Source organism: Geodermatophilus marinus (genome assembly GCF_003428645.1).
GTDB lineage: Bacteria > Actinomycetota > Actinomycetes > Mycobacteriales > Geodermatophilaceae > Geodermatophilus.
In genome coordinates this window covers 78141-102255 of the sequence record NZ_QVQH01000017.1, presented here as the reverse complement: position 1 = coordinate 102255, position 24115 = coordinate 78141, and the positions used below count along the sequence as shown (strand labels likewise).

General features: G+C 77.7%; 21 protein-coding genes. 15 read left to right on the top strand and 6 right to left on the bottom strand.

Features of this window, described 5'->3' with window-relative positions; all coding sequences use genetic code 11:
* Positions 1–191: 191 nt before the first annotated feature.
* Both D0Z06_RS17520 and D0Z06_RS17515 read left to right on the top strand, forming a co-directional pair.
* Positions 192–659, top strand: coding sequence for an SRPBCC family protein (locus D0Z06_RS17520; protein ID WP_117378826.1), 468 nt, complete (start codon positions 192–194; stop codon positions 657–659).
* A gap of 110 nt (positions 660–769) precedes the next feature.
* Entirely contained in the window at positions 770–1042 is a 273-nt protein-coding gene (locus D0Z06_RS17515) for a GlsB/YeaQ/YmgE family stress response membrane protein (protein WP_199522385.1), read from the top strand.
* 28 nt (positions 1043–1070) lie between these two features.
* Here D0Z06_RS17515 and D0Z06_RS17510 read toward each other — a convergent pair whose 3' ends face one another.
* A complete protein-coding gene (locus D0Z06_RS17510) occupies positions 1071–1709 on the bottom strand; it encodes an MBL fold metallo-hydrolase (protein WP_117378825.1) in 639 nt (212 codons plus the stop codon).
* 212 nt (positions 1710–1921) lie between these two features.
* Here D0Z06_RS17510 and D0Z06_RS17505 point away from each other — a divergent pair, with 212 nt between their 5' ends.
* Positions 1922–2176 (top strand): hypothetical protein, encoded by a 255-nt coding sequence (locus tag D0Z06_RS17505; protein WP_117378842.1) that lies wholly within the window; start codon positions 1922–1924, stop codon positions 2174–2176.
* Positions 2177–2206: 30 nt separating this feature from the next.
* Here D0Z06_RS17505 and D0Z06_RS17500 read toward each other — a convergent pair whose 3' ends face one another.
* Together D0Z06_RS17500 and D0Z06_RS17495 are read right to left on the bottom strand one after the other, a co-directional pair.
* Positions 2207–2983, bottom strand: coding sequence for an enoyl-CoA hydratase-related protein (locus tag D0Z06_RS17500; RefSeq protein ID WP_117378824.1), 777 nt, complete (start codon positions 2981–2983; stop codon positions 2207–2209).
* Positions 2984–3021: 38 nt separating this feature from the next.
* Entirely contained in the window at positions 3022–4701 is a 1680-nt protein-coding gene (locus D0Z06_RS17495; protein WP_117378823.1) for an AMP-binding protein, read from the bottom strand.
* 327 nt (positions 4702–5028) lie between these two features.
* Here D0Z06_RS17495 and D0Z06_RS17490 point away from each other — a divergent pair, with 327 nt between their 5' ends.
* Both D0Z06_RS17490 and D0Z06_RS17485 read left to right on the top strand, forming a co-directional pair.
* Positions 5029–6711 (top strand): serine/threonine-protein kinase, encoded by a 1683-nt coding sequence (locus D0Z06_RS17490; RefSeq protein WP_233517770.1) that lies wholly within the window; start codon positions 5029–5031, stop codon positions 6709–6711.
* A gap of 81 nt (positions 6712–6792) precedes the next feature.
* Positions 6793–8385, top strand: a complete 1593-nt coding sequence (locus D0Z06_RS17485; protein WP_117378822.1) for a serine/threonine protein kinase — start codon at positions 6793–6795, stop codon at positions 8383–8385.
* Between the two features lie 60 nt (positions 8386–8445).
* Here D0Z06_RS17485 and D0Z06_RS17480 read toward each other — a convergent pair whose 3' ends face one another.
* Complete coding sequence (locus D0Z06_RS17480; RefSeq protein WP_117378821.1) at positions 8446–9060, bottom strand: hypothetical protein; 615 nt, start codon at positions 9058–9060, stop codon at positions 8446–8448.
* 131 nt (positions 9061–9191) lie between these two features.
* On the opposite strand from D0Z06_RS17480, the gene D0Z06_RS17475 reads away from it, so the two are divergent.
* The 8 genes from D0Z06_RS17475 (at position 9192) to D0Z06_RS17440 (ending at position 19224) form a co-directional block, all read left to right on the top strand.
* The gene (locus D0Z06_RS17475) at positions 9192–10475 is read left to right on the top strand and encodes a competence/damage-inducible protein A (RefSeq protein ID WP_117378820.1); all 1284 of its coding nucleotides are present in this window, start codon (positions 9192–9194) and stop codon (positions 10473–10475) included.
* Between the two features lie 46 nt (positions 10476–10521).
* Positions 10522–10884: a hypothetical protein gene (locus tag D0Z06_RS17470; RefSeq protein ID WP_117378819.1), complete on the top strand. Its 363-nt coding sequence runs from the start codon at positions 10522–10524 to the stop codon at positions 10882–10884.
* Positions 10881–11276, top strand: a complete 396-nt coding sequence (locus D0Z06_RS17465) for an SRPBCC family protein (RefSeq protein WP_199522384.1) — start codon at positions 10881–10883, stop codon at positions 11274–11276. Before D0Z06_RS17470 ends, D0Z06_RS17465 begins: the two co-directional genes overlap by 4 nt.
* A 371-nt stretch (positions 11277–11647) precedes the next feature.
* Positions 11648–12856, top strand: a complete 1209-nt coding sequence (locus D0Z06_RS17460) for an HNH endonuclease (RefSeq protein ID WP_117378818.1) — start codon at positions 11648–11650, stop codon at positions 12854–12856.
* Positions 12857–13060: 204 nt separating this feature from the next.
* Complete coding sequence (locus D0Z06_RS17455) at positions 13061–14683, top strand: acyl-CoA dehydrogenase family protein (RefSeq protein ID WP_117378817.1); 1623 nt, start codon at positions 13061–13063, stop codon at positions 14681–14683.
* Positions 14684–14804: 121 nt separating this feature from the next.
* Positions 14805–16898, top strand: a complete 2094-nt coding sequence (locus D0Z06_RS17450; protein WP_117378816.1) for a putative bifunctional diguanylate cyclase/phosphodiesterase — start codon at positions 14805–14807, stop codon at positions 16896–16898.
* A 104-nt stretch (positions 16899–17002) separates the two neighbouring features.
* Complete coding sequence (locus D0Z06_RS17445) at positions 17003–17680, top strand: NYN domain-containing protein (RefSeq protein ID WP_233517769.1); 678 nt, start codon at positions 17003–17005, stop codon at positions 17678–17680.
* A gap of 5 nt (positions 17681–17685) precedes the next feature.
* Entirely contained in the window at positions 17686–19224 is a 1539-nt protein-coding gene (locus D0Z06_RS17440; protein WP_199522383.1) for a phospholipase D-like domain-containing protein, read from the top strand.
* Between the two features lie 27 nt (positions 19225–19251).
* Here the strand turns inward: D0Z06_RS17440 and D0Z06_RS17435 are convergent, their stop codons facing one another.
* A complete protein-coding gene (locus tag D0Z06_RS17435; RefSeq protein ID WP_117378814.1) occupies positions 19252–19911 on the bottom strand; it encodes a PilZ domain-containing protein in 660 nt (219 codons plus the stop codon).
* A gap of 171 nt (positions 19912–20082) precedes the next feature.
* Between D0Z06_RS17435 and D0Z06_RS17430 the strand changes: the two genes are divergently transcribed.
* Together D0Z06_RS17430 and D0Z06_RS17425 are read left to right on the top strand one after the other, a co-directional pair.
* Positions 20083–21768, top strand: a complete 1686-nt coding sequence (locus D0Z06_RS17430; protein WP_117378813.1) for a GTPase domain-containing protein — start codon at positions 20083–20085, stop codon at positions 21766–21768.
* Positions 21765–23354, top strand: a complete 1590-nt coding sequence (locus tag D0Z06_RS17425; RefSeq protein ID WP_117378812.1) for a GTPase — start codon at positions 21765–21767, stop codon at positions 23352–23354. The genes D0Z06_RS17430 and D0Z06_RS17425 overlap by 4 nt, the downstream gene beginning before the upstream one ends.
* 230 nt (positions 23355–23584) lie before the next feature.
* Here D0Z06_RS17425 and D0Z06_RS17420 read toward each other — a convergent pair whose 3' ends face one another.
* Positions 23585–24088 carry an ATP-binding protein gene (locus tag D0Z06_RS17420; RefSeq protein WP_117378838.1) on the bottom strand — a complete coding sequence of 168 codons (504 nt, stop codon included), beginning with the start codon at positions 24086–24088 and terminating at the stop codon, positions 23585–23587.
* Positions 24089–24115 lie beyond the last annotated feature (27 nt).

Here is a 24115-nt window from a genome sequence, read left to right as displayed (position 1 = left end):
AACCCACCCGTCCCGGCCCGGGGCGCCCGCCCGGGACGAAGAACCGACACCGCGCCACCCGCCACGACGTCGGCAAGACCACCAAGCGAGACGCCGAAGACCAACCGGTCAGGGGTTAAACGACAAGCTGAGCCCACCCGGGCCGCCGGCGCGGACGGCACCGCGCGCGGCGGCGGTTACCGTCGTCCGCGATGACCACCGCGAGCGGCACCCGCGAGGTGCCCCACGACCGCGCCCTCGTCTGGCGGGCGCTCGCCGTCCTGGCGCCCTACTGCGCCGTGTGCGACGTGTCCTACGTCGTCGACGGCGACGGCCCGCCCGGGCGCGGCACGCGCTTCGTCTGCGCGCCCGGCCGGCTCGCCGACGGGGCGGCGCCGCCGGCCGGCGCGCCCCGCGGCGAGATCGTGACCTGGGCGCCGTGCCGGGAGGTGGCCACCCGGCTGGACCTGACCGGGGAGACGTGGACGACGCGCATCGAGATGGCCGACGCCGGGCCGGGAGCGACCCTGGTCACGATCACCGTCACCCTCGAGTCGCGCGGCCGGCGCGGGCTCGCCCGGCGGCGGCAGCGCCGGCAGCTCCAGCAGCTGGTCCAGCGGACCGTCGACGGCGAGCTGGACGAGCTGGAACCCCACGTCGAGCAGGCGCGAGCGGCCTGAGTCACCCGGCCGGGTGACCGCCCCTGCGGTTGTACGGTGATCTTGCGGGTACAGACCCGCCGGATGGGTGCACCGACCGGGGTGCACCCAGGGACGCAAGGGAGAGCGCCATGCTCTGGGACATCCTCGGGCTGATCGTCGTAGGGCTGATCATCGGGGCCCTCGCCCGCCTCATCAAGCCGGGCAAGCAGCCGATGAGCATCCTCGCCACCATGCTGCTCGGTGTCGTCGGCGCGCTGATCGGTGGCTTCATCGCCAGCCTGCTCGGCACCGGTGACATCTTCGAGCTCAACGTCCTCGGGTTCATCCTCGCGGTCGTCGCCGCGGTGATCCTGGTCGGCGCCTTCGCCGGCTACTCCGGCCGCAACCGCGCCGTCCGCTGACCCACCGGGCCCCGGGGGCGCGGTCGCCTCACAGGTCGACCGTGTCCCCCGGGGTCAGCCGGCTGTACGGGGTCGGGGTCCCGGGCCCGCGCTCCCCCAGCAGCCCGCCGACCACGCCGAGGCCGGTGTCGTTGAGCAGCCCGTCGTGCACGGCGAACGCCTGGTCGGCGTCGACCGCCCGCACGTAGTCGATGACGTCGGCGGTCCGGCTCCAGGGCGCGTGCACCGGCAGCAGCAGCACCGGCACGGGCTCCGACGGCACGGTGAGGGCGTCGCCCGGGTGGAACACCCGGCCCTCGACGAGGAAGCCGACGTTGGGGATCCGCGGGATGTCCGGGTGGACCTGCGCGTGCAGCTCGCCGTGGACGTGCACGTCGAACCCGGCGACCTCCACGGCGTCCCCGTCGCCCACCACGTGGACCCGCGCCCCCAGGCCCTCCAGCTGGCGGGCCACCGAGCCGTTGGTCCAGACCTCGAGCGCGGGGTCGTCCTCCATCGCCCGCCGCAGCAGGTCGGGGACGAAGTGGTCGGCGTGCTCGTGCGTCACCAGGACGGCGCTCGCCCCCGCCAGCGCGGCCGGGTCGGTGAACGCGCCCGGGTCCACGACCAGCCGGCGGTCGTCCTCGCTGAGGACCACGCAGGCGTGCCCGTGCTTGGTCAGCTCCACGGCTCTCCCTCCTCGCCGGCCGCTCCCCGGCCGTTCCCCCTCGGTGGTCCCGGCCCGCTGCCCGCCGGCGGCGTCCCCTCCGATCCTGCCCCCCGACCGGCGGTGGCCGCGCGCCGGGCCCGCCACCCGGTCGCGGCGCCCGCTCACCCGTCCGGGTGACCTCGCACGTCACCCCGCTGTCCGGCGCGGCCGCGCCTGCCGTACTCGGGGGCATGACGCCCCGGACGCTCCCCCAGACCGTGCCTCCCGCCCGGCCCACCCCGACCGTCGGCGCGGCCCGCAGCCGGGCGCACGGGCCCACCGCGGCCCTCTGGCACGCCGTCGAGCTGCACCGGCCGACCAGCGAGGTCGACGGTGCCTGCGAGCTCACCCTGTGCGGCTCGCTGGCCCGGGTGGCGGTGGGGGAGTCGTGGCCGCCGGCGTCGCGCGACGTGTGCCCCGCCTGCCTGGTGCTGACCGCGCGCTGACCGGGGCCGCACCGGGGCCACCCCCGGGGTTCAGCGGCCGGTGAACCGCGGCGGCCGCTTCTCCAGGAACGCCTCCACCGCCTCGCGGTGGTCGGCGGTCCGGCCCAGCTCCGTCTGCAGCCGCGCCTCGAGGGCGAGGGTCTCCTCGAGCGGGTCGGTCGCCGCGGTGGCCAGCACCGTCTTGATCGCCCGGTAGGCGGCGGTCGGGCCACCCGCCAGGCGGGCGGCCAGCGCCTGCGCCTCGGGCCGCACCTGCTCGGCGTCCACCACCCGGTGCACCAGGCCCCACGCCGCCGCCGTCTCGGCCACGAACGGCTCGGCCAGCAGCAGCAGCTCGGCGGCCCGCGACCCGCCCACGCAGTGCACCAGCCGGGAGGCCAGCCCCGAGTCGCTGGAGAGCCCGATGCCGGCGAAGGCCGTCGTGAACTTCGCCCCGGCCGCGGCGACGCGCAGGTCGCCGGCGAGCGCCAGGCCGAGCCCCGCCCCGGCCGCGGCGCCGTTGACGCCGACGACGACCGGCACCCGCAGCGCCGACAGCGCGAGCACCAGCGGGTTGTACTCCTCCTCCACGACGCGCAGCGAGCTCGCCGCGTCGCCGCGCAGCGCCTGCACGTGCTGGCCGAGGTCCTGGCCCACGCAGAAGGCCCGGCCGCTGCCGGTGAGCACCACCGCCCGCACCTCCGCGTCGGCGTGCACCTCCTCCACGACCTCCCGCAGCTCCCGGCGCACCTGGTGGGTCAGGCCCGGCTGCTGCAGGGTGATCGTCGCGACGCCGTCGGCGTCCTCGCGGGTCACGGTCTCGGGCATCGGTGCCCACCCCTCTCGTCGTCCGTCGTCGCGCCCGGTCACCCCGGACCCGCCGCGGGGTCCTCCGACCAGCGGTCGCGGAGCTCCCGGCGGAGGATCTTGCCAGTGACCGTCTTGGGCAGCTCCTCGATGATCTCGACCTGCCTCGGGTACTTGTAGGCGGCCATGCGCTCCCTGCAGTGCGCGATGAGCTCCTCCGCCGTCACCGCGGCCCCCGGGACGACGCTGACGTAGGCCTTCACGGTCTCGCCGCGCTTCTCGTCCGGGACGCCGACGACCGCCGACTCCCGCACCGCCGGGTGCTCGGCCAGGACGTCCTCGACCTCCCGGGGCCAGACCTTGTAGCCCGAGGCGTTGATCATGTCCTTCTTGCGGTCGACGATGAACACCCAGCCCTCGGGGCTCATGAACCCGACGTCGCCGCTCCGGAGCGCCCCGCCCGGCAGGGCCGCCGCCGACTCCTCCGGCCTGCCCCAGTAGCCGGCCACGACCTGCGGCCCCTCGGCGACGATCTCGCCGACCTCGCCCAGCGGCAGGTCACGGCCGTCGTCGTCCTGGATGCGGACGACGGTGCTCGGCGCCGGCACCCCGACCGACAGCGCACCGGAGGTGGGGTCGACCGGGGACGGCGAGCCGAACGGCGTCACCGTCATCGGGGACGTGGTCTCGGTGAGCCCGTAGGCGCTGTGCAGCCGGACGCCGGTGACCTCCTGGAACCGCTTCGCCGCGGTCGGCGAGACGGCCGCGCCGCCCGAGTACACCGAGGTGAGCGAGGAGTAGTGGTCGCGGGTGCTGTCCGGGGCGGCGAGCAGGGCGTCGAGCGCCGTGATCGCGCCGATGGTGAAGGCCGGCCGGTGCTCCAGGAGCGCGTCGAGGACCACCCGGGGCTCGAACCGGTAGGCGAGGACCAGCGGCGCCGGCGCCAGCAGGGCCGCGGCGAGGTGCCCGATGAGCCCGGTGATGTGGAACAGGGGGGCGATGCCGAGGATCGGGCCGTCCCGGCCGGCGTGCAGCCAGTCCCGGTACACCTGCGCGGTGAACACCACGTTCCGGTGGGTGTTCATCGCGCCCTTGGGGACGCCGGTCGTCCCGGAGGTGTAGGTCAGGAACGCGACGTCGTCCGGTCGCAGCTGGACCGGCGGCGGCTCCTGCCCGCGGCGCTGCCCGGTGAACCCCGCCAGGTCCGTGGTGCCCTCGTGCCGCTGCCGGCCGATCCCGGCGAACAGCCGCGCGTCGTCCCGGCTCTGGAACTCCAGCTCGCTGGTGGTGAGGACCAGCCGGACGTCGGTGCCCGGCACGACCTCCCGGGCGACCCGGTCGTAGAGGGACTCCAGCGCGACGAGGGCGGTCGCCCCCGAGTCCGCCAGCAGGTGGGACAGCTCCCGCTGCCGGCTCATCGGGTTGACCGGCACCACGGTGCCGCCGGCCTTCCAGGTCGCGACCACCGCGACGACGAACTGCGGCACGTTCTGCAGGTAGATCGCCAGGCGGTCGCCGGGGGAGAAGCCCGACGCCCGCAATCCGGCGGCGAGGGCGTCGCTGAGCTCGTCGAGCTCCCGGCGGGTGGTGCGCCCGTCGAAGTACCGCAGGGCGTCCCCGCCGGGGTCGCGGGCGAGCCCGGCGCGGAACATCGCGAGCGCGTCGCCGAACTCGACGTCGTAGTCGGCGGGCTGGTCGCCGTAGAGCGCCAGCCAGGGCCGGTCGTCGTAGCCGGTCACGGCAGGGGCCGTCCTCTCGTCGGGTGGCGGGCCCGGCCCCCTCACCCGGCGCCGGGGTGTCCACCGTCACAGCCGGCGGTCGCGCCTGGCAAGCACCGGCCGGGTACCCCCGACCCGGGCGCCACGGCGGGGTCGCGGGCGTCCCCGGGGCCGGTCGGCGCGGCCCGGCACCGTCCTCGGGCGGCACGGGAGAGCGATCACACGCGACACGCCCACCACGGGCGTGCTCTCCCGTCACAATGGGACCGGCGGGTCCGGCCCGCCGCCGGGTGCGCCGGTGGCGGCCGGGTGCGCCGGGTCGTGGATCGCGGTGGCGGGCAGGCGGGGGTGGCCACGGTGGTGGAGCCGGGACGGCGTGAGCTGGGTGGGCGGTACGCGCTCACCGAGCTGATCGCCTCCGGCGGCATGGGCCAGGTCTGGCGGGGGACCGACGAGCTGCTCGGCCGCCCGGTCGCGGTCAAGGTGCTGCGCAGCGAGTACACCGGCGACCCGACCTTCCGGGCCCGCTTCCGGGCGGAGGCCCAGCACGCGGCGGGGCTCAACCACCCGAACATCGCGGCGGTGTTCGACTACGGCGAGGCCTGCGCCGAGGACGGCAGCGGCGAGACGCTGGCCTACCTCGTCATGGAGCTGGTCGAGGGGGAGCCGCTGTCGGCGGTGCTGCACCGGGAGGGCCGGCTGGCGCCCGAGCGGACCCTCGCGCTGCTGGAGCAGACCGCCTCCGCGCTGGCGCAGGCGCACCGGGCCGGGCTGGTCCACCGGGACGTCAAACCGGGCAACATCCTGGTCCGGGCCGACGGCAGCGTGAAGATCACCGACTTCGGCATCGCCTGGTCGGCCGGCAGCGTGCCGCTCACCCGCACCGGCCAGGTCATCGGCACCCCGCAGTACCTGGCCCCCGAGGTCGCCGAGGGGCTGCACGCCTCCCCGGCCAGCGACGTCTACGCCCTGGGCCTGGTCGGCTACGAGTGCCTCGCCGGGCACCCCGCCTTCGACGGGGACAACGCCGTCACGATCGCCCTCAAGCAGGTCCGCGAGGACCCCGAGCCGCTGTCCGCCGAGCTGCCCCCGGGGCTGCGCACGCTGATCCGCCGGGCGCTGAGCAAGGACCCCGGCGTCCGGATGGCCGACGGCGCGGAGTTCGTGGCCGCCATCGGCGACCTGCGGGCCGGCCGCCGGCCGGTCGAGCCGCCGCCCACCCGCGCGGTGCCCGCGGTCCCCGCGCTCGACGTCGCCCGTGCGGTGCACGGCGACCGCAGCCGGCGCGCGCCGGCCACCCGGCGGCGCGGTGCGGCGGTGCTGGTCCCCCTCCTGGCCCTGCTCCTCGGCGCCGGGGCGGCCGCCGCCGTCCTCACCGTGCTGCCCGGGGACCCCCCGCCGGCCACCGAGGTGGCCGGGCGGACCACCGACGGGGAGGCCGTCGTCCTCGACGCCGGGGAGTTCGTCGGGCGGCCGGTCGACGAGGCCGCGCTCACCCTCGCCGCGCTCGGCCTGGTGGTCGACCGCCGGCCCGAGGTGACCGGCGCGGCCGACCCGGGCAGCGTGACCGCCGTCGACCCCGCCGGGGTGCCGCTCGAACCGGGCGAGGACGTCCTGCTCGTCTACGCCGTGCCCCCCGCCGACGACTCGCCGGCCCCGCCGTCGCAGGCGCCGGCCCCCGAGGCGCCGGCCGGGGAGGAGACCCCCGACGGACCCGCCGTGACCACGGCCCCCGAGGCCCGGCCCGAGCCGGGGGCGGACGGCGGGGCCACGCCCGTGGACGACCCCCGCCCGGACCCGACCGGCGCCCGGGAGCTGCCCGGCGGCCAGGTGCCCGAGGAGCCCGCCCCGACCACGTCCACGTCCACCGGGTCGCCGCCGGTCGAGGAGGAACCGCCGCCGGACCCCTCCGCCACCCCGACGAGCACGTCCACCGCGCCGCCCTCGCCCTCCGGGACCGCCGATCCCGGCGGCACGACGGAGGTCCGCGAGCGGGACGAGGACCGGGTCCCCCGGACGGGCGAGGGCTGACCGAGCGGGTTCGACCTCCCGCCCTGCCCGGGCAGGGGGTGCGCCGGGCCCGGACGTGGGCGCGGCGGGAGGTGCGACGGGGTGCTCGAGCGCGGGCGGGGCACGCTCGGCGAGCGGTACGACCTGCTCGAGCCCGTCGCCGGCGGCGCGATGGGCCGCGTCTGGCGGGCGCGGGACACGCTCCTCGACCGCGTCGTCGCGGTGAAGGTGCTGCGGGCCGAGCACGCCGGCGACCCGGTGTTCCTCGCCCGGTTCCGCGCCGAGGCCCGGCACACCGCCCGGCTGCTGCACCCGGGCATCGCCGCGCTGCACGACCACGGCGAGCAGCCGGTCGACGGTGAGACGCTCGCCTGGCTGGTCATGGAGCTGGTCGAGGGGGAGCCGCTGTCGGCGGTGCTGCACCGGGAGGGCCGGCTCGGGCCCACCCGCACCCTGGCGCTCCTGCGCCGGCTCGCCGAGGCGCTGGGTGCGGCCCACGCCGCCGGGGTCGTGCACCGGGACGTGAAGCCGGCCAACGTGCTCGTCGGGCCCGACGGGGTCGTGAAGGTCACCGACTTCGGCATCGCCTCCTCGGCCGGCTGCGTACCGCTCACCGGCACCGGTCAGGTGGTCGGCACGGCGCACTACCTCTCGCCCGAGCAGGCCGCCGGTGGGCGCGCCACGCCGGCCAGCGACGTCTACGCGCTGGGTGCCATCGCCTACGAGTGCCTGGCCGGGCGGCGGGTGTTCGACGGCGACAGCGCCGTCGGCATCGCGGTGGCACACGTGCACGACGACCCCGATCCACTGCCGGACGACGTCCCCGAGCAGCTGCGCCGGCTGGTCACCCGGGCGCTGTGCAAGGACCCCGCGGAGCGCTTCCCCGACGGCGCGGCCCTCGCCGCCGCCGTCGTCGACGTGCAGAGCGGCCGCGCGCTGCCCCCGGTGCCGGCCGGCACCGTCCCGGTTCCGGTGCCGCGCCGGGACGCCCAGCGGCGGCGGCTGCTGGTGCCCGCGGCGGCGCTGCTGGTCGGCGCGGCGCTCGCCGCCGGGGGGCTGGAGCTGGTCTCCGGGGCCGGGTCCCTGCCTGCGGCGGAGGCGGGGGTGCTGGTGTCGGCCGGCGACGTGGTCGGCCGTCCGGTCGCCGAGGTCGAGGCGGAGCTGGTGGCCGCCGGGCTCCGGGTGCAGCGGGCCGAGGAGCAGCGGGACGACGTCCTGCCCGGCACGGTGACCCGGGTCGGGCCGGTGGGCCGGCTCGCCGCCGGTGACCTGGTGACGCTGCGGGTCGCCGTCCTGCCCGACCTGCCGGCCCCGCTCCCGCCCGACCAGCCCGCTCCACCCCCGGCCGCCCCGGCGGAGGGTGCGGTCGAGGCCTCCGCACCGACGGCGGCGGAGGTGCCCGGACCGGCGGCGGACGCCGTGGTGCCGGTGTCGTCCGCGGTGCGCGGCGCGCCGGGTGCAGCCGCCGTGCCGGAGCCACCCGCCGTGCCGGAGCCGCCCGCGGCGGGACCGCCGGCCGGGGACACCGCCTCCGGCGGCGACCCCGGCGGTGACCCCGGCGGCGCCCACCCCGGCAGGGGTCGGGGCGACGGCGCGGACGACGGCCCCGGCCGGGGCGGCGGGGGCACCGGGAACGGGAACGGCGGGGGCGACGGCGGCGGTGGTGCCGGGGGGAACGGGCGCGGCCGGGGCTGAGCGGGCGGCGGTGCCGCGCCGGGCCCTGGTGGTGCGGGCCGGTGAACCCGGCCGGGTGGCTCAGCCCCGGCGGGCCGGGGCGGTCCAGAGCGCGGCGCCGAGCGCGACCAGGGCGGCGGTCAGCACGAAGCCGCGGTCGCTGGCGACCCCGGGCAGCACCACGAGCACCCAGAACACGGCCACACCGGTGAGGCCGCCCGCCGCGACCTGCCATGCCGTGGCGGGGTCGAGCCGGGCCCGCCGCGCCAGCCGGCCGGCGGCGGGGAGCAGGCCCAGCAGCGTGCCGAGCGTGGCGAAGGCCGACCACAGCGGGACGGCCGACCACAGCGCCGTCCCGTCGGCGCCGACCAGCAGCCCGGCCTGCAGGAGGGCCAGGGACAGCCCGGCCAGGCCGGCGCAGCGCAGCGTGGCCCGCTGCTCGGGGGTCCGCGGCGGCCGGCGCGCGGCCGGGGGAACCGCGGTGGCTCCCGCCGTCCCGGCGCCGGGCAGGCCGGGGACGAAACCGACCGGCCCGGTCGGCTGGACGCCCGGCCCGGGGTCGACGGACGGGCGCGGCGCCGGCGCGGCCTCGGCCGGCACCGGGGGCAGCTGCGCGGTCGCGTGCGGTGCCGTCCCGACGGTGATGGCCTGGGTGCTCGGCATGGCGTCCGGCGTCGTGGTCGTCGGCTGGCTCACGGTTCCTCCTCGCTCGGTCGCCGGCCCGTGCGGCGCTGGGCCTCGGGCGGACCGGTCCGCCCCGAACGGTAGGGCGGCGACGGCCCCGCGTCCGGGAGACGCGCGGGATGCCGGGGCCTAGGGTCGGCCGGGTGGGTGCGCGCGCAGGGATCGTGGTCACCGGAACCGAGGTCCTCACCGGCCGGGTGACCGACCGCAACGGCCCGTGGCTGGCCGAGGAGCTGCGCCGCCGCGGGGTCGACGTGGGGTCGGTGCTCGTCGTGGGCGACCGGCCCGACGACCTGCGGGCCGCCCTGGCCTTCCTCGCCGGCGTAGGGGTCGACCTCGTCCTCACCACCGGTGGCCTCGGGCCGACCGCCGACGACCTCACCGCCGAGGTCGTCGGCGACGTGCAGGGCCGCCCGTCCGCGGTGGACCCCGAGCTCGAGGCCCACATCGGCGGCATCGTCGAACGCTTCATGGCCCGCCGGGGTTGGCGGGCCGACCCCGAGGCGACCGCCGCCGGGACCCGCAAGCAGGCGCTCGTCCCGGCCGGGGCCACGGTCCTCCCGCCGGTGGGCACCGCGCCGGGGCTCGTCGTCCCGCCGGCCGAGGGGCGCAGCGGGCCGCCGGTCGTCGTCCTGCCGGGCCCGCCGCCGGAGCTGCGCGGCATGTGGCCGGCCGCCCTCGCCGCCGAGCCGGTGCGGCGGGTGCTCGCCGGCGCGCCGGAGCTGCGGCAGGAGACGGTACGGCTGTGGGGGACGCTGGAGGCGCAGCTCGCCGCCACGCTGCGCGAGCACGACGGCGAGCTGGACGGCCTGGAGATCACCACGTGCCTGAGGGACGGCGAGCTGGAGATCGTCACCCGGTTCGACCCCGCCGCGCAGCCCACCTACGACCGGCTCGGGGCCGTGCTGCAGGAGACCTACCCCGACACGCTCTTCTCGACCGGGCCCACCGTCGACGACCTGGTGGCCGGGGCCTTCGCCGACCGCGGCCTGACGGTGGCGACCGCCGAGTCGTGCACCAGCGGGCTGCTGGTGGCGCGGCTCACCGAGCGGGCCGGGTCCTCGGCGTGGGTGCTCGGCGGGGTCGCCTCGTACGCCAACTCGGCCAAGGAAGCCCTGGTGGGCGTCCCGCCGGCGGTGCTGGCCGAGCACGGCGCGGTCAGCACGCAGGTGGCCGCCGCGCTGGCCGAGGGTGCGCGGGAGCGCTTCGGCGCCGACGTCGGCATCGGCATCACCGGCATCGCCGGGCCGGGCGGCGGGACGGCGGACAAGCCGGTCGGCACGGTGCACCTGTGCGCCGTCGGACCGGACGGGCGCCAGCCGCGGTCGGTGGTCCTGCCCGGCGACCGCGCGGCCGTGCGGCACCGCTCGGTGACCCTGGCGATGCACATGCTGCGCCAGCTGCTGCTCGGGGGGCCCGCCGCCTGACACCGGGCGAGGGGTGGCCGGGCCGCGCGCGGGGCATGGAGCCGGCATGGAGCTGCTGGCCGTGCCCGAGCGGGGGATGGCGGCGCACGGCAGCGCCGGCGTCGGCCTGCGGGCGGCGGCGCGGGTGATGACCCCGCAGGACGGGTTCGCGGTGGACGTCGTCCGGCTGGCGGCCGGCGGCCGGCTGGGCCGTCACCCCACCGCCCTGTGGCAGCTCCTGCTCGTGGTGGAGGGGGCCGGCTGGGTCACGGGCACCGACGCTGTCCGCCGTCCCGTGGCGGCCGGGACCGCCGCCCTGTGGTCTCCCGGCGAGGAGCACGAGACCGGCAGCGCCGAGGGGCTGCTGGCCGTCGTCGTGCAGTGCCGGGAGCGGCCGCTGCCCGGACCCGGCCCCGAGGAGGCGCGGTGACCACGCTGACCCTGCACGCGAGCGGCCCGGAGTCACCGGCGGAGGTGTGGGACCGCTACGCCCGGCCGGCGCGCTGGCGGGAGTGGTCGCCGCAGATCAGCCGGGTCGAGGTGCCGGGGGAGCGGCTGGCCGCCGGTCTGCGCGGCCAGGTGTTCGGCCCGGTGGGGCCGGGTCTCCCGTTCGAGGTGGAGGCCGTGGACGACGCCGCCCGGGAGTGGGCGTGGACGGTCGGCCTCGGTCCCGTGCGGGTGCGGCTGCTGCACTGGGTGGCCGCCGCCCCGGCGGGCGGGACGACGACCGGCCTGCGGCTCACCGGCCCGGCGCCGCTCGTGCTCGGGTACGCCCCCCTCGCCCGCCTGGCCCTGGGTCGCCTGGTCCGCCCCCTGAGCTGAACGGGTCGGCGCTCCGCCGTGGAGCCGAGTTCTGCCGCGGCCTGACGTTCCGCCGGCCGGCCCTGTGCGGTCGCGGCGCTGTTCCAGCGGATCGTGCGCCGCGGCTGCACATCGCCAACTCCGTCATGCCCACCCGTCCGCTGTCGGACGCACGGCCCCGTCGACCGCCCGCACCGCTCTGGTCCGCTCGCCAGCCTTCTCGTCGGCCGGAGGTGTGCGGTCGTGGCGCGCTTCGTCACGGCCACTCCTGGCGAGACAGGCTCCATTCTGTGGACAGCGGGCTGACCTGGGGATTCACGGTGCAGTGGGCGCCGTTCGGCGCTAGTATTCGTACACACGTTCGAAACGGTGGAGCGGGAGGTGACCCGGCGGTGGAGCAGCTGTCGAGCGCGATCGACGACCTGGCCGGGGCCGAGCTGGCCTCGGCCTTCGGCCCGGAACTGCTGACCCGGCTGGGTGGGCTGCTGGTCGCCCAGCACCGGCTGGCCGCCGAGGTGGCCCGCACCGTGCGGGCCTGCGAGCTGGCCGGTGCGGCGGAGGTCGACGGGCTGAGGACCATGCAGGCGTGGCTGCGCGGGCACGGGCGGATGAGCCACTCCGCCGCGGCCGGGCTGGTCCGCGCCGGCCGGGCCCTGGAGGCGCTCCCCGCCCTGGCCGAAGCGCACGCCGCCGGGGCGGTGTCGGCCGAGGCCGTCGCGACGGTGGCGCCGGTGGCCGCCGACAAGAACCTGGCCGCCGCCGCGGCCGCCGGCGTCGACCTCGGGGAGATCGACCGGCTGCTCACCGACGTCGCCGCCGAGCGCCCGCACGCCGACCTCGTGCAGGTCGTGCGGCACTACCTGGCCGGCCTGGATCCCGACGGCCCCGAGCCCGACCCCACCGAGGGCCGCCGCCTGGCCTGGGTCCGGCACGCCGACGGCACGCTCACCGGCCGGCTGGAGCTGGATGCCGCCGGCGGGGAGAAGCTGCAGGCCGCCCTGGAGAGCATCCTGCAGGCCGGGCGGTGCGCCGGCGACGAGCGCACCCGCCCCCAGCGGCAGGCCGACGCCCTGGTCCAGCTCTGCGATCTCCAGCTCGCCGGCGGACAGTTGCCCACCCTGCGCACGGTCAAGCCGCACGTCGCCGTCGTCCTCGACGCCGCCGACCTGGCCGACCCCAGCACCGGCCCGGGCGCGGCCGAGCTCGGCTTCGGCGCCACGATCTCCGCCGCCCGGGCCCGCTGGCTGGCCTGCGACGGCGCGGTCACCCGCATCGTGCTGGGCCCCGACGGCACACCGCTCGACCTCGGGCGCACCCACCGGGTGGTGCCCCCGCACCTGCGCAGAGCGGTGGAGCGCCGCGACCGGGGCTGCGTGTTCACCGGCTGCGGTGCCCCGACCCACTGGTGCGACGTGCACCACCTGCTGGAGTGGGCCCTGGGCGGGGAGACCTCGCTGGCCAACTCGGCGCTGTTGTGCGAGCGGCACCACACGAAGGTCCACCACGGCTTCCGCGTCGAACGCCGACCCGACGGCACCTGGCGCACCTGGCGCCCCGACGGCACCGAGATCCGCATCCCCCAACCCCTGGCCGCCGCCTGAAGCAGAACGGCCGGACCCCGAGCAGAGCCAGAACCGCACACCGGCCGACCCGGCGCACCCACCCGTGCGCCGGGCACCCGGCATGCCTCGGTCCGGATCGACGGGTTGCCGCCACCTCCTGGGCGCCACGGGGCGCGGTTCCACGTGGAACGGCACCGGCGCCGGGGCGGCCGGGACCCGCCCCGGCGGCGCTAACGTGCGGGGATGGGCGCCACGCACGAGGTCACGAACCAGGTCCCGCCGCTGGTCGGGCACGACCCCATCGCCGGGGACGCCGCCCTCGCCGACGCCTGCCGTCAGCACGCCGACCAGGCCACCCTCGACTCGCTCAAGGCCCTCGGTGCCCTGGCCGGCAGCGAGCAGGCGCAGGAGTGGGGGCGGCTGGCCAACGAGAACCCGCCCCGGCTGCGCACCCACGACCGGTACGGCCACCGCGTCGACGAGGTGGAGTTCCACCCGGCCTGGCACGAGCTCATGCGCACCGCCGTGGAGCACGGCCTGGCCGGCGCGCCGTGGGCCTCGCCCGAGCCGCACGCCCACGTCCGCCGCGCGGTGGGCTACCTCGGCTGGACCCAGGTCGAGCAGGGGCACGGCTGCCCGGTGACGATGACCTACGCCGCCGTCCCCGCGCTGCGCGCCAACCGCGAGCTCGCCGGGTGGTACGGGCCGGGGCTGACCAGCCGCGAGTACCAGTTCGGCCTGGCCGAGCCCACCGGCAAGCGCGGCCTGGTCGCCGGCATGGGCATGACCGAGAAGCAGGGCGGCTCCGACGTCCGGGCCAACACCACCCGCGCCGTCCCCCGGGCCGACGGGACGTCCCTGCTCACCGGGCACAAGTGGTTCACCAGCGCCCCCATGAGCGACCTCTTCCTGGTGCTCGCCCAGCTGGAGGAGGGCCTGTCCTGCTTCCTCGTCCCCCGGGTGCTGCCCGACGGCTCGCGCAACGCGTTCCGGCTGCAGCGGCTCAAGGACAAGCTCGGCGACCGCTCCAACGCCTCCAGCGAGGTCGAGTTCGACGGCACGGTGGCCTGGCCGGTCGGCCCGCCCGGCCGCGGCGTCCCGACGATCATCGAGATGGTCAACCTGACCCGCATCGACTGCGTCCTCGGCTCGGCGGCCACGCTGCGGGCAGCGCTCACCCAGGCCGTCCACCACGCGGAGCACCGGCGGGCCTTCGGCGCCGCCCTGGCCGAGCAGCCGCTCATGCAGCACGTGCTCGCCGACCTCGCCGTCGAGAGCGAGGCGGCCACCGCGCTCGCCGTCCGGCTGGCGGCGGCGGTGGACGCCGGGGAGGCCGACCTGCTGCGCCTGGCCGGTGCCGCCGCCAAGTTCTGGGTCTGCAAGCGCACCCCGGCCGCGGTCGCCGAGACCCTGGAGGTGCTGGGCGGCAACGGCTACGTCGAGGAGTCCGGGCTGCCCCGGCTCTACCGCCAGGCGCCGCTCAACTCCATCTGGGAGGGCTCCGGCAACGTCATCGCCCTGGACGTGCTCCGCGCGCTCGGGCGCTCCGAGGCCGCGCTGGCCGCCGTCCGCGCCGAGGTGGAGGCCGCCCGCGGGGCCGATCCCCGGCTGGACGCCGCCGCCGCCCGGCTGGCCGCCGAGCTCGCCGACGCCGACGGGCGGGAGGCCCGCGCCCGCCGGATCGCGGGTCTGCTCACCCTCTGCCTGCAGGGCTCGCTGCTCGTCCGCCACGCGCCGGCCGAGGTCGCCGACACCTTCTGCGCCTCCCGCCTGGGCGGGGACGGCTGGGGCGCCGTCGCGGGCACCCTGCCCGCCGGGGCGCCGGTGCGCGCGCTCGTGGAACGGTCCGCCATCCGGGCTGCCTAGTCCGCATCCGGACCGTTACCCTCGGTGTAGCGCCGAGCGCCCGCGCCGTCGCCCCAGTGGCCGTGGCGGGTGTTCCGGGAGGGGATCGGCGCCACCGCAGGGGGAACGAGGTAGCGGCAGCGTGCACACATCCGTCGAGGGCGCCACGACCGTCCCGGTCGACCCGCTCGCGACGGTCCCCGACGCCGTGGTCCACCTCGACCGCGGCTGGCACATCACCTACGTGAACTCGACCGTCGTCACGGTCGTGGGCCGTCCGGCCGAGCGGATCGTCGGCCGGCCGGCCCTGGACGTCTTCCCCCACCTGCAGGGCACCGTGCTGCAGCGGGAGCTGCACGCGGTCGCGGTGCACCGCCGGCCGGCGGTCGTCGAGTACCACACCCCGGACGGCCGTTGGTTCGAGGTCCGCGCCTCGGCCGAGGACCACGGCCTGGTCGTGGTCTTCCGCGACGTCACCGCGGCGCGCCGGCGCAGCGACCGCCAGGAGGCGCGGCTGCAGCACATGGCCGCGGTCCTCGACGCCCTGCCCTCGGCGACGGTCCTCGTGGACGCCGACGGCCGGATCGTGCTGGTCAACCGCCGGTGGAAGCTGGCCAGCGAGGTGGTGCAGCGCTCGGGGCTGCGGCCGGGCCGGATCGGCGACGACTACCTCACGGTCATGACCCAGGGCATGGACACCGACGACCGGCGGGTGGTCGCCGAGGGCGTGCGCGGGCTGCTGGCCGGGACCGTCGCCGGCGCGCCCGTCTTCACCCACGACTACGCGCACCAGACCCGAGCCGAGCCCGGCTGGTTCCGGCTGCAGGCCTCCCGGGTCGAGGGGGTCGGCCAGGTGGTCATCACCCACACCGACATCACCGCCCAGGTGCTGGTGCAGGAGACGCTGGCCTGGCGGGCCAGCCACGACGACCTCACCGGGCTGCCCAACCGCGCCCGCCTGCTGCACGTGATCGGCGCCGCGCTGGCCGACCGGCACAACCGCCCGGCGCTGCTCTTCCTCGACCTCGACGGCTTCAAGACCGTCAACGACTCCCTCGGCCACGAGGTGGGCGACGAGCTGCTGCGCCAGGTCGGCAACCGGCTGGTCGAGGAGGTCCGCCCGGGGGACACCGTCGGCCGGCTGGGGGCCGACCAGTTCCTCGTGCTGGCCCGGGACTGCGACACCGCCGAGGCGGCCGCCCTCGCCGTCCAGCTCCAGCAGTCCTTCTCCCGGCCGTTCGTCGCCGCCGGGCTGCCGGTCCCGCTCTCGGCCAGCATCGGCGTGGCCGCGGCGACCCCGGGCGTGCACCAGGCCCACCAGCTGCTCAGCGACGCCGACGCGGCTGCCTACGCCGCCAAGGCCTCCGGCCGCGACCGCGTCCACCTGTTCTCGCCCGGCCTGCGGGAGGCGGCGCGCTGGCGGCTGGACGTGGCCAACCGGCTGCGGGACGGCGCGGTCGACCAGTTCGTCGTCCACTACCAGCCGCTGGTCCGCGTGGACACCGGCGCCATCGAGGGCGTCGAGGCGTTGCTGCGGTGGCAGCACCCCGAACGCGGCCTGCTCGCCCCCGACTCGTTCCTCGGGGTGGCCGAGGAGACCGGCCAGCTCATCCCGATCACCCGGTGGCTGCTGGGCGAGACCACCCGGCAGGCGGCGGCCTGGGCCACCGAGGGCCTCCCGCTGCGCATGTCGGTCAACATCAGCGCCCGGCACTTCTCCGCCGAGACGCTCGTGCACGACGTGCGGGTGGCGCTGCGCGACTCCGGGCTGCCGCCCGAGGACCTCGTGCTGGAGCTGACCGAGACCAGCGTCGCCGAGGACCCCACCCGCGCCGAGGACCAGCTCGCCGTGCTGCGCAGCTCCGGGGTGCGCGTCGCCATCGACGACTTCGGCACCGGCTGGTCCTCGCTGGCCCAGCTGCTCGCCCTGCCCATCGCCACCCTGAAGATCGACCGCTCGCTGCTCACCGCCGCCGCCCGGCTGGCCGCGGACGGCACCGGCCCCGTGCTGGCGGCCATCGTCTCGCTGGCCCGCACGCTGGGCATCCGCTCCGTGGCGGAGGGCGTGGAGACCGCGGAGCACCTGGAGATGGTGCGCGCGGCCGGGTGCGACCTGGCCCAGGGCTACCTCCTCGCCCGCCCGATGCCGGCCGAGGAGGTGCCCCGCTGGGCCTCCCGCGTCCGCGAGGCCGGCGGCGACTCCTGCGCGCTGGCGCTGCGGACCCGGGCCGGGTGAGCGGTCCCCGGCTGCGCCGCCGCGCGGTGCGCCGGGCCACCTCCCCGGGTGGTCCTCCGGCGCCGGCATCCCCCGTTGCGCCACCGACCCGGCACACTGCCCCCGTGACCGCCGCAGCCGTAGCGACCGAGCCCGACGCCGTCGAGGGTCGAGCCCGCCCCGCGCTCGACCTGCTCATCTGGGACGCGCCCAACATCGACATGACCCTGTCGACGGTGATCGGCGCCCGCCCCACCGCCGCCTCCCGCCCGCGCTTCGACGCGATCGCGGCCTGGTTCGTCGAGGGCGCCGGTGACCCCGCCGCGGTCGACGCGCCCGAGGTGGAGGCCTGCGTCTTCGCCAACATCCCGCCCGTCGTGGGCTCGCTGCAGCGCTGGGTCGAGGCCCTGCGCAGCTTCGGCTTCGCCGTCTTCGCCCGTCCCAAGACCCAGCCCGACGACGACATCGACCAGGACATGCTCGACCACATCGAGGTCCGCGGGCACAGCCACCGCCTCCGCCGGCTGGTCGTGTTCTCCGGTGACGGCCGGAACTTCGCCGAGCCCCTGGAGGAGCTGGCCCGCGCCGGCACCCAGGTGGTCGTCGTCGCCTTCAGCGAGGTCGCCGGCTACGCCATCGGCTCGGAGCTGCTCGAGTTCATCGACATCGAGGACGTCCCGGGGGCCTTCGTGGAGCCGCTGGACCGCGTCCGGCTCGACGCGCTTCCCCCCGACGGCGCCTGGCTGCGGCCCACGCGGGGGCTGCGCGACTTCGTCAGCTCCTACGTGCGCCGGAACGGGTGAGGCCGGTGCGGGAGGGCAGCGGCGTCCCGACCGATCCGGACGGCCCCGTCACCACCGACCGGCTCCTCGTCGAGGGCGAGACCTGCTGGCGCCTCGCCCGGGCCGACCAGCACGCGGTCTTCGTCGACGCCGCCGACTACTTCGCCACGCTCATGGGCGCGGTGCTGCGCGCCGAGAAGCGGGTGCTGTTCATCGGCTGGGACTTCGACCCGCGCATCCACATGGACCCGCAGGGCCGCGGTGGGCGCGGCCGCCGGGGCCGGGACAAGCTCGGCCGGGTGCTGCAGGACGCCGTCGCCGCCAACCCCGAGCTGGAGATCGGCGTCCTCCAGTGGGACCTCGGCATGGTCGGGGCCATGGCCCGGGGCCTGGCCCCCATCGTGTTCCTCAACCGGCGCACCCCCGACCGGCTGCTCCTGACCGTCGACACCCACCACCCGATCGGCGGGGCGCACCACCAGAAGATCGTGGTCATCGACGACTGCCTGGCCTTCGCCGGCGGCATCGACGTCACCGCCGACCGCTGGGACACCTCCGACCACCTCGACCGCCACCCGCTGCGCCGCCGCCCTCGCTCCAAGCGGCCGACCGGCCCCTGGCACGACGTCACCAGCCTCGTCTCCGGCGCCGCCGCCCGCGTCATCGGCGACCTGGCCCGCGACCGCTGGGAGAGCGGGACCGGGCAGCGCTACGAGCCGGTGGTCGACGTCGAGCCCTGCTGGCCCCCCGAGGTCGAGCCGCTGTTCACCGACGTGGACGTCGCCGTCTCCCGCACCCGCCCGGAGTACCGCGACCAGGAGCTCGTGCACGAGATCGAGCTGCTGTGGCTCTCGGCCATCGCTGGCGCCCGCCGCACCGTGTACATCGAGAGCCAGTACTTCGCCGCCCGGCGGATCGCCGAGGCCATCGCCGACCGGCTGGCCGAGGAGGACGGCCCGGAGTTCGTCGTCGTCAACCCCGAGAGCGCCGACGGGTGGCTGGAGGAAAAGGCGATGGGCACCGCCCGCGCCAAGCTGCTGGGCATGCTGGCCGAGGCCGACGTGCACGGCCGCTTCCGGCTCTACGTCCCGGTCACCGAGGGGCGGCAGCCGATCTACGTGCACGCCAAGGTGATGGTCGTCGACGACCGGCTGCTGCGGATCGGCTCGGCCAACGTCAACAACCGGTCCATGGGGCTGGACACCGAGTGCGACGTCTCCGTCGAGGCCGCGCCGGGGGACCCCCGCCGGGAGGAGCTGGCCGCGACCATCACCGGCCTGCGCGACCGGCTGCTCGGCGAGCACCTGGGGGTGCCCCCGGCGCGCGTCGCCGAGGAGGTCGTCGCGCAGGGCGGCTCGCTGCTGGGCGCGGTGGAGGCCCTGCGCACCGGCACCGGCCGCTCGCTGGTGCCCTTCACCCCGCCGGACCTCGGCCCGCTGGACGGCGCGCTGGCCGAGAGCGAGCTGCTCGACGCCGAGCACACCCCCAACCGCTGGCAGCGGGTGCGGCGCCGGGTGCGGCGGGCACGCTCGCGGGGGCCGCGGCCCTCCCACCGCCGGGCCTGAGGCCGGGTCCCGGGGCCGGACGACGGCTCAGAGCACGCCGCGGGCGCGGAGCTGGCGCAGCTGGCCGAAGACCTCGACCCGGATGAGGTCGCCGTCGGGCTCCGGGAGGCCGATGAAGCGCAGCGAGAGCTCGACCCGCTCGTCCGTGCGCTGGTGCGGGCGGACCACCTCCGCCTTGGAGCGGATCGACTCCTTCATGGACAGCGTCAGGACGACGTCCACGACCGCGCCGACCTCGGGGTGCACCGCGTCCCCACCGGCCGCCGGCGTGAACAGGCACCGGAGCCCGGCCTCGCTCACGTCCACGGTCTCGCCGGTGAGCCGGACGCCCTCGACGGCCATCTCCACCGGCAGGGACATCGGGGCCCGGACGGCGTTGCGGCGCTGCCCGCGCCCGGCCGGGCCGGTCGGCTCGAGCCGCCACTTCGGCTCGTCGCCCATGAGCACCTCGAGCAGCTGCGCGGGCCGGGCGCGCAGCCCCTCGGGGCCCTTCCAGACCAACTGGACGTCCTCCCCGACCTCCAGCCGGACCCGCCGGCCGGAGCGGTCGACGGCCACGGTGACCAGCACCTCGCCGTCGCCGCTGGTCTCGACGAAGCTGGTGAGCGCGTCCCCGCGGCTGCTCGCCTGGACGTCCACCGGCTCCCGGGTCTCGGGGAAGTCGATACCGGGTGTCCCCGCTGTCATGTCGGGCCTCCGTGCAGTGCTCCGCGGCCCTGCCGTGGGCCGTGCGTCAGCGCCGGAAGGTAGACCTGCGGGCGCGCCCGCGCGAGCGACACGCAGGAGCGTTCCGTCACACACCGTCCTGATTCCCCTCGATAGGGGTAACCGGACGGCGTCCGGGGCAGTGCTCGCGTCGTGATCCCGCCCGCGACCCTGCCCGCGGCCCTGGAGGACCTCCGGGACACCGTGGCCGCCGCACCCCTGGGCCTGGCCACCCCCGGGCGCGAGGCCGCCGTCGCGACGGCCCGGGGCGTCGTCGACCAGGTCGACGACTACCTGCTCCCGCGGCTGCGTGACCTCGGCGCGCCGCTGCTGACCGTCGTCGGCGGGTCGACCGGCGCCGGGAAGTCGACCCTCGTCAACAGCCTCGTCGGCGCCCCGGTCAGCGCCGCCGGGGTGCTCCGGCCCACCACCCGCGCGCCCGTGCTGGTCTGCTCCACCGCCGACGCCCCCGCCTTCTCCGGCGACCGGGTGCTGCCCGGCCTGGCCCGGGTCACCGGCGGCGCCGGCGGGCCCGGCACGCTGCAGGTGGTCGCGCGGGACGACGTCCCGCCCGGCCTGGCCCTGCTCGACGCCCCGGACGTCGACTCGGTGGTGGAGTCCAACCGCGAGCTCGCCGCCCAGCTGCTGGCCGCGGCCGACCTGTGGGTGTTCGTCACCACCGCCGCCCGCTACGCCGACGCCGTCCCGTGGGACGTGCTGCGCACCGCGCAGGAGCGCGGGACCGCGCTGGCCGTCGTCCTGGACCGGGTGCCGCCCGAGGCCGTGGGCGAGGTCGCCGCCGACCTGGCCGGGATGCTCGAGCGGGCCGGCCTGGCCGCGGCCCGGCTGTTCGTCGTCGAGGAGCGGCCCCTGGCCGACGGCCGGTTGCCGGAGGACCAGGTCGCGCCGCTGCGCCGGTGGCTGGCGGAGCTGGCGCAGGACCAGGAGCAGCGGACCGCCGTCATCCGGCAGACCCTCACCGGGGCCCTGGCCAGCCTGGGCCGCCGCGCCGCCGGCCTGGCCGACGCCGTGGACGAGCAGGCCGCCGCCGCGGCGACCCTCGACGAGGCCGCGGCCGCCGCGTACGCCGCCGCCTGCGACGGCGTGGACGAGGGCGTGCGCAGCGGCACCCTGCTCCGCGGGGAGGTGCTGGCCCGCTGGCAGGAGTTCGTGGGGACCGGGGAGTGGATGCGCTCCCTGCAGGGGGCGGTCGGCCGGTTCCGCGACCGGGTGACCGCCGCCCTCACCGGCCGGCCCACCCCCGCCGACGACCTCGCCGAGGCGCTGGAGTCCGGGGTGGAGACCCTGCTGCGCGCCGAGGCCGACCGGGCCGCCGAGCGCACCGTCACCGCGTGGCGGGCGCTGCCCGGGGGGCCGGGCCTGCTGGCCGCCGGCGGGCCGGGCCTCGACCGCGTCTCACCGGACTTCCCCGAGGCCGCCGGCGTCCAGGTGCGCGACTGGCAGGGGGCGGTGCTGGACCTGGTGCGGGACGAGGGGGCCGGCAAGCGCAGCCGCGCCCGCTTCCTCTCCTGGGGGGTCAACGGCGCCGGCGCGGTCGTCATGGTGGCGGTGTTCGCGCAGACCGGCGGGCTGACCGGCGGGGAGGTCGCGGTGGCCGGCGGGACGACGGCGGTGGGCCAGCGCCTGCTGGAGGCGGTGCTCGGGGACGCCGCCGTCCGGTCGCTGGCCACCCGGGCCCGGGAGGACCTGCAGGACCGCGCCGACGCCCTGCTCACCACCGAGCGCGGACGCTTCGACGAGCTGGTGGCCGCCGTCGCGCCGGGCCCGGACGACGCCGACCGGCTGCGCGCGGCCGCCGCCGCGCTGGCCGCCGCGTGAGCCGCCGGCAGGGGCGCGGCGCCCCGCTCGCCGACCGGCTGGCCGCCCTCCGCGAGGCCGTCGAGGTCGCCGACGGGCGGCTGGAGGCCGACGCGGTCGGCCGCTCCCGCGCGGTGCTGGCCAAGGCCGGGGCCCGCGAGGCGCTCGGCGGCGCCACCGTCGTCGCGCTGGCCGGTGCCACCGGCAGCGGGAAGTCCACCCTCTTCAACGCGCTGTCCGGGGCGGAGGTGAGCGCGCCCGGGGTGCGCCGGCCGACCACGGGGACCGCGCACGCCACGGTCTGGGGGGCCGACGACTCCAGCGACCGGCTGCTGGACTGGCTGGAGGTGCCCCGCCGGCACCGGCACGCCCCCGAGCCCGCGCTCGACGGGCTGGTGCTGCTCGACCTCCCCGACCACGACAGCGTGCGGCTGGAGCACCGGCTGGAGGTCGACCGGCTCGTGCAGCTCGTGGACGTGCTGGTCTGGGTGCTCGACCCGGAGAAGTACGCCGACGCGGCGGTGCACGAGCGGTACCTGGTGCCCCTCGCCGGGCACGCCGGGGTGCTGCTCGTCGTCCTCAACCAGGTCGACCGGCTCGACGCGGTCGCGGTCCGCGCCTGCCTGGCCGACCTGCGGGCGCTGCTCGACCGCGAGGGGCTGGCGGCGACGCCGCTGCTGGCGGTGTCGGCCCGCACCGGTGCCGGGCTGGGAGAGCTGCGGGGCGAGCTGGCCCGCCGCGTCTCCGCGCGCCGCGCGGCCACCGACCGGCTGGCCGCCGACGTCCGCGCCTCCGCGGCGGAGCTGGCCGGGCACTGCGGCCCGGCCGGGAGCGGCCCGGCGGTGGGACCCGACGACCGGGCGCGGCTGACCGCCGCCCTCGGCGACGCGGCGGGGGTGCCGGCCGTGGTGTCGGCGGTGGCGAGGGCGGTGCGCCGGGACGGGACCGCGGCCACGGGCTGGCCGGTGGTGCGCTGGACCCGGCGGCTGCGCCCGGACCCCCTGGACCGGCTGCACCTGGGGCGGGAGGGCGCGCGCAGCTCGCTGCCCGCGGCCGGGACGGTGCAGCGGGCGGCGGTCGAGCGGGCCCTGCGCGGGGCGCGGGACTCGGCCGGGGAGGGGCTGCCCGAGTCCTGGCGCGACGAGCTGCGGCGGACGGCCGAGGACGCCGGGGACCGGTTGCCCGACCGGCTCGACGCCGCCGTCGCCGGCACCGACCTCGGCCCGCGGACCACCCCGCTGTGGCAGCGCGCGGTGGGCGGGCTGCAGTGGCTGCTGGCGCTGGTGGCCCTCGCCGGGGCGCTGTGGCTGCTCGCCCTCGTGCTGCTGGGGTTCCTGCAGCTGGACGACGTCGTCCCCGTCCCCCGGGTGGAGGGGTTGCCGGTGCCGACCCTGCTGCTCGTCGGGGGGCTGCTGGCCGGGGCGCTGCTGGCGCTGCTGGCCCGGCCGCTGGTCGGGCTGCGCGCCCGCCGGAGGGCGCGGCGGGCGGAGCTGCGGCTGCGCGGCGCGGTGGACGTCGTCGCGCAGGAGGAGGTGCTCGGGCCGCTGGGGGAGGTGCGGGCCGACCACGCCCGCTTCTGCGCCGCCGTGGCCCGCGCGGCCCGCTGAGCACCCACCCGCCGCGGCCCCGTCCGGGGTCCCGCCCCGAGCCTGCGAGGGGTGGGGAGGACGCGGCCTGCCTGCAGGGTCCCGCCGCGAGCAGGGCCGGCCCCGTCCAAGGGCTCGCTGCGGCCCCGTCCCGGGTCCCGCCCCGAGCCTGCGAGGGGTGGGGAGGACGCGGCCTGCTTGCAGGGTCCCGCCGCGAGCGTGCGAGCGGTGGGGGGCAGGCAGGTCCTTTCTCACTCGGGGCGGCGCGGCACCTCGGGGGCGCGGGGCTCGGGCACCCGGTCCTGCCCGACCTCGATCGGGGCCCGGCCGTTGGGCAGGCGGGCCCACACGTGCTTGCGGCCCGGCCGGCTCTCCCAGCCGTAGTCGAGGGAGAGCTGGGCCACCAGGTGCAGCCCCATGCCGCCCAGCGCCGGGTCGCGGTCGACGGCGGGGACCGGCGGCCGGTCGGGCGCCTCGTCGCTGAGGTCGAGCAGCCAGCCGTCGTCGCCGGCGACCACCAGGGCGCGCACGGCCCCGCCCCCGTGCCGCAGGGCGTTGGAGGCCAGCTCCTCGAACACCAGCAGGAGCCCGTCACGGGCGTCCTCGGTCGAGGAGGAGCAGACCGAGGGGTGCGCCACCCGGGCGCGGAGGTCGGCCCGCACGCGGGAGACCGTGGACATGGTCTCCAGCGCCCAGTGCCACACGTCCCCGCGGACCGACGGGACGGGCGTGCGCGGCCACGTCTCGGCCCCCATCGCATCCTCCTCGCACCCGTCCGGCCG

What these genes read in the sequence shown, in the direction of transcription:
- D0Z06_RS17520 (WP_117378826.1), top strand. Translation starts at nt 192, where the DNA reads ATGACCACCGCGAGCGGCACCCGCGAGGTGCCCCACGACCGCGCCCTC.
- D0Z06_RS17515 (WP_199522385.1), top strand. Translation starts at nt 770, where the DNA reads ATGCTCTGGGACATCCTCGGGCTGATCGTCGTAGGGCTGATCATCGGG.
- D0Z06_RS17505 (WP_117378842.1), top strand. Translation starts at nt 1,922, where the DNA reads ATGACGCCCCGGACGCTCCCCCAGACCGTGCCTCCCGCCCGGCCCACC.
- D0Z06_RS17500 (WP_117378824.1), bottom strand. Translation starts at nt 2,983, where the DNA reads ATGCCCGAGACCGTGACCCGCGAGGACGCCGACGGCGTCGCGACGATC.
- D0Z06_RS17470 (WP_117378819.1), top strand. Translation starts at nt 10,522, where the DNA reads ATGGAGCTGCTGGCCGTGCCCGAGCGGGGGATGGCGGCGCACGGCAGC.
- D0Z06_RS17455 (WP_117378817.1), top strand. Translation starts at nt 13,061, where the DNA reads ATGGGCGCCACGCACGAGGTCACGAACCAGGTCCCGCCGCTGGTCGGG.
- D0Z06_RS17435 (WP_117378814.1), bottom strand. Translation starts at nt 19,911, where the DNA reads ATGACAGCGGGGACACCCGGTATCGACTTCCCCGAGACCCGGGAGCCG.
- D0Z06_RS17420 (WP_117378838.1), bottom strand. Translation starts at nt 24,088, where the DNA reads ATGGGGGCCGAGACGTGGCCGCGCACGCCCGTCCCGTCGGTCCGCGGG.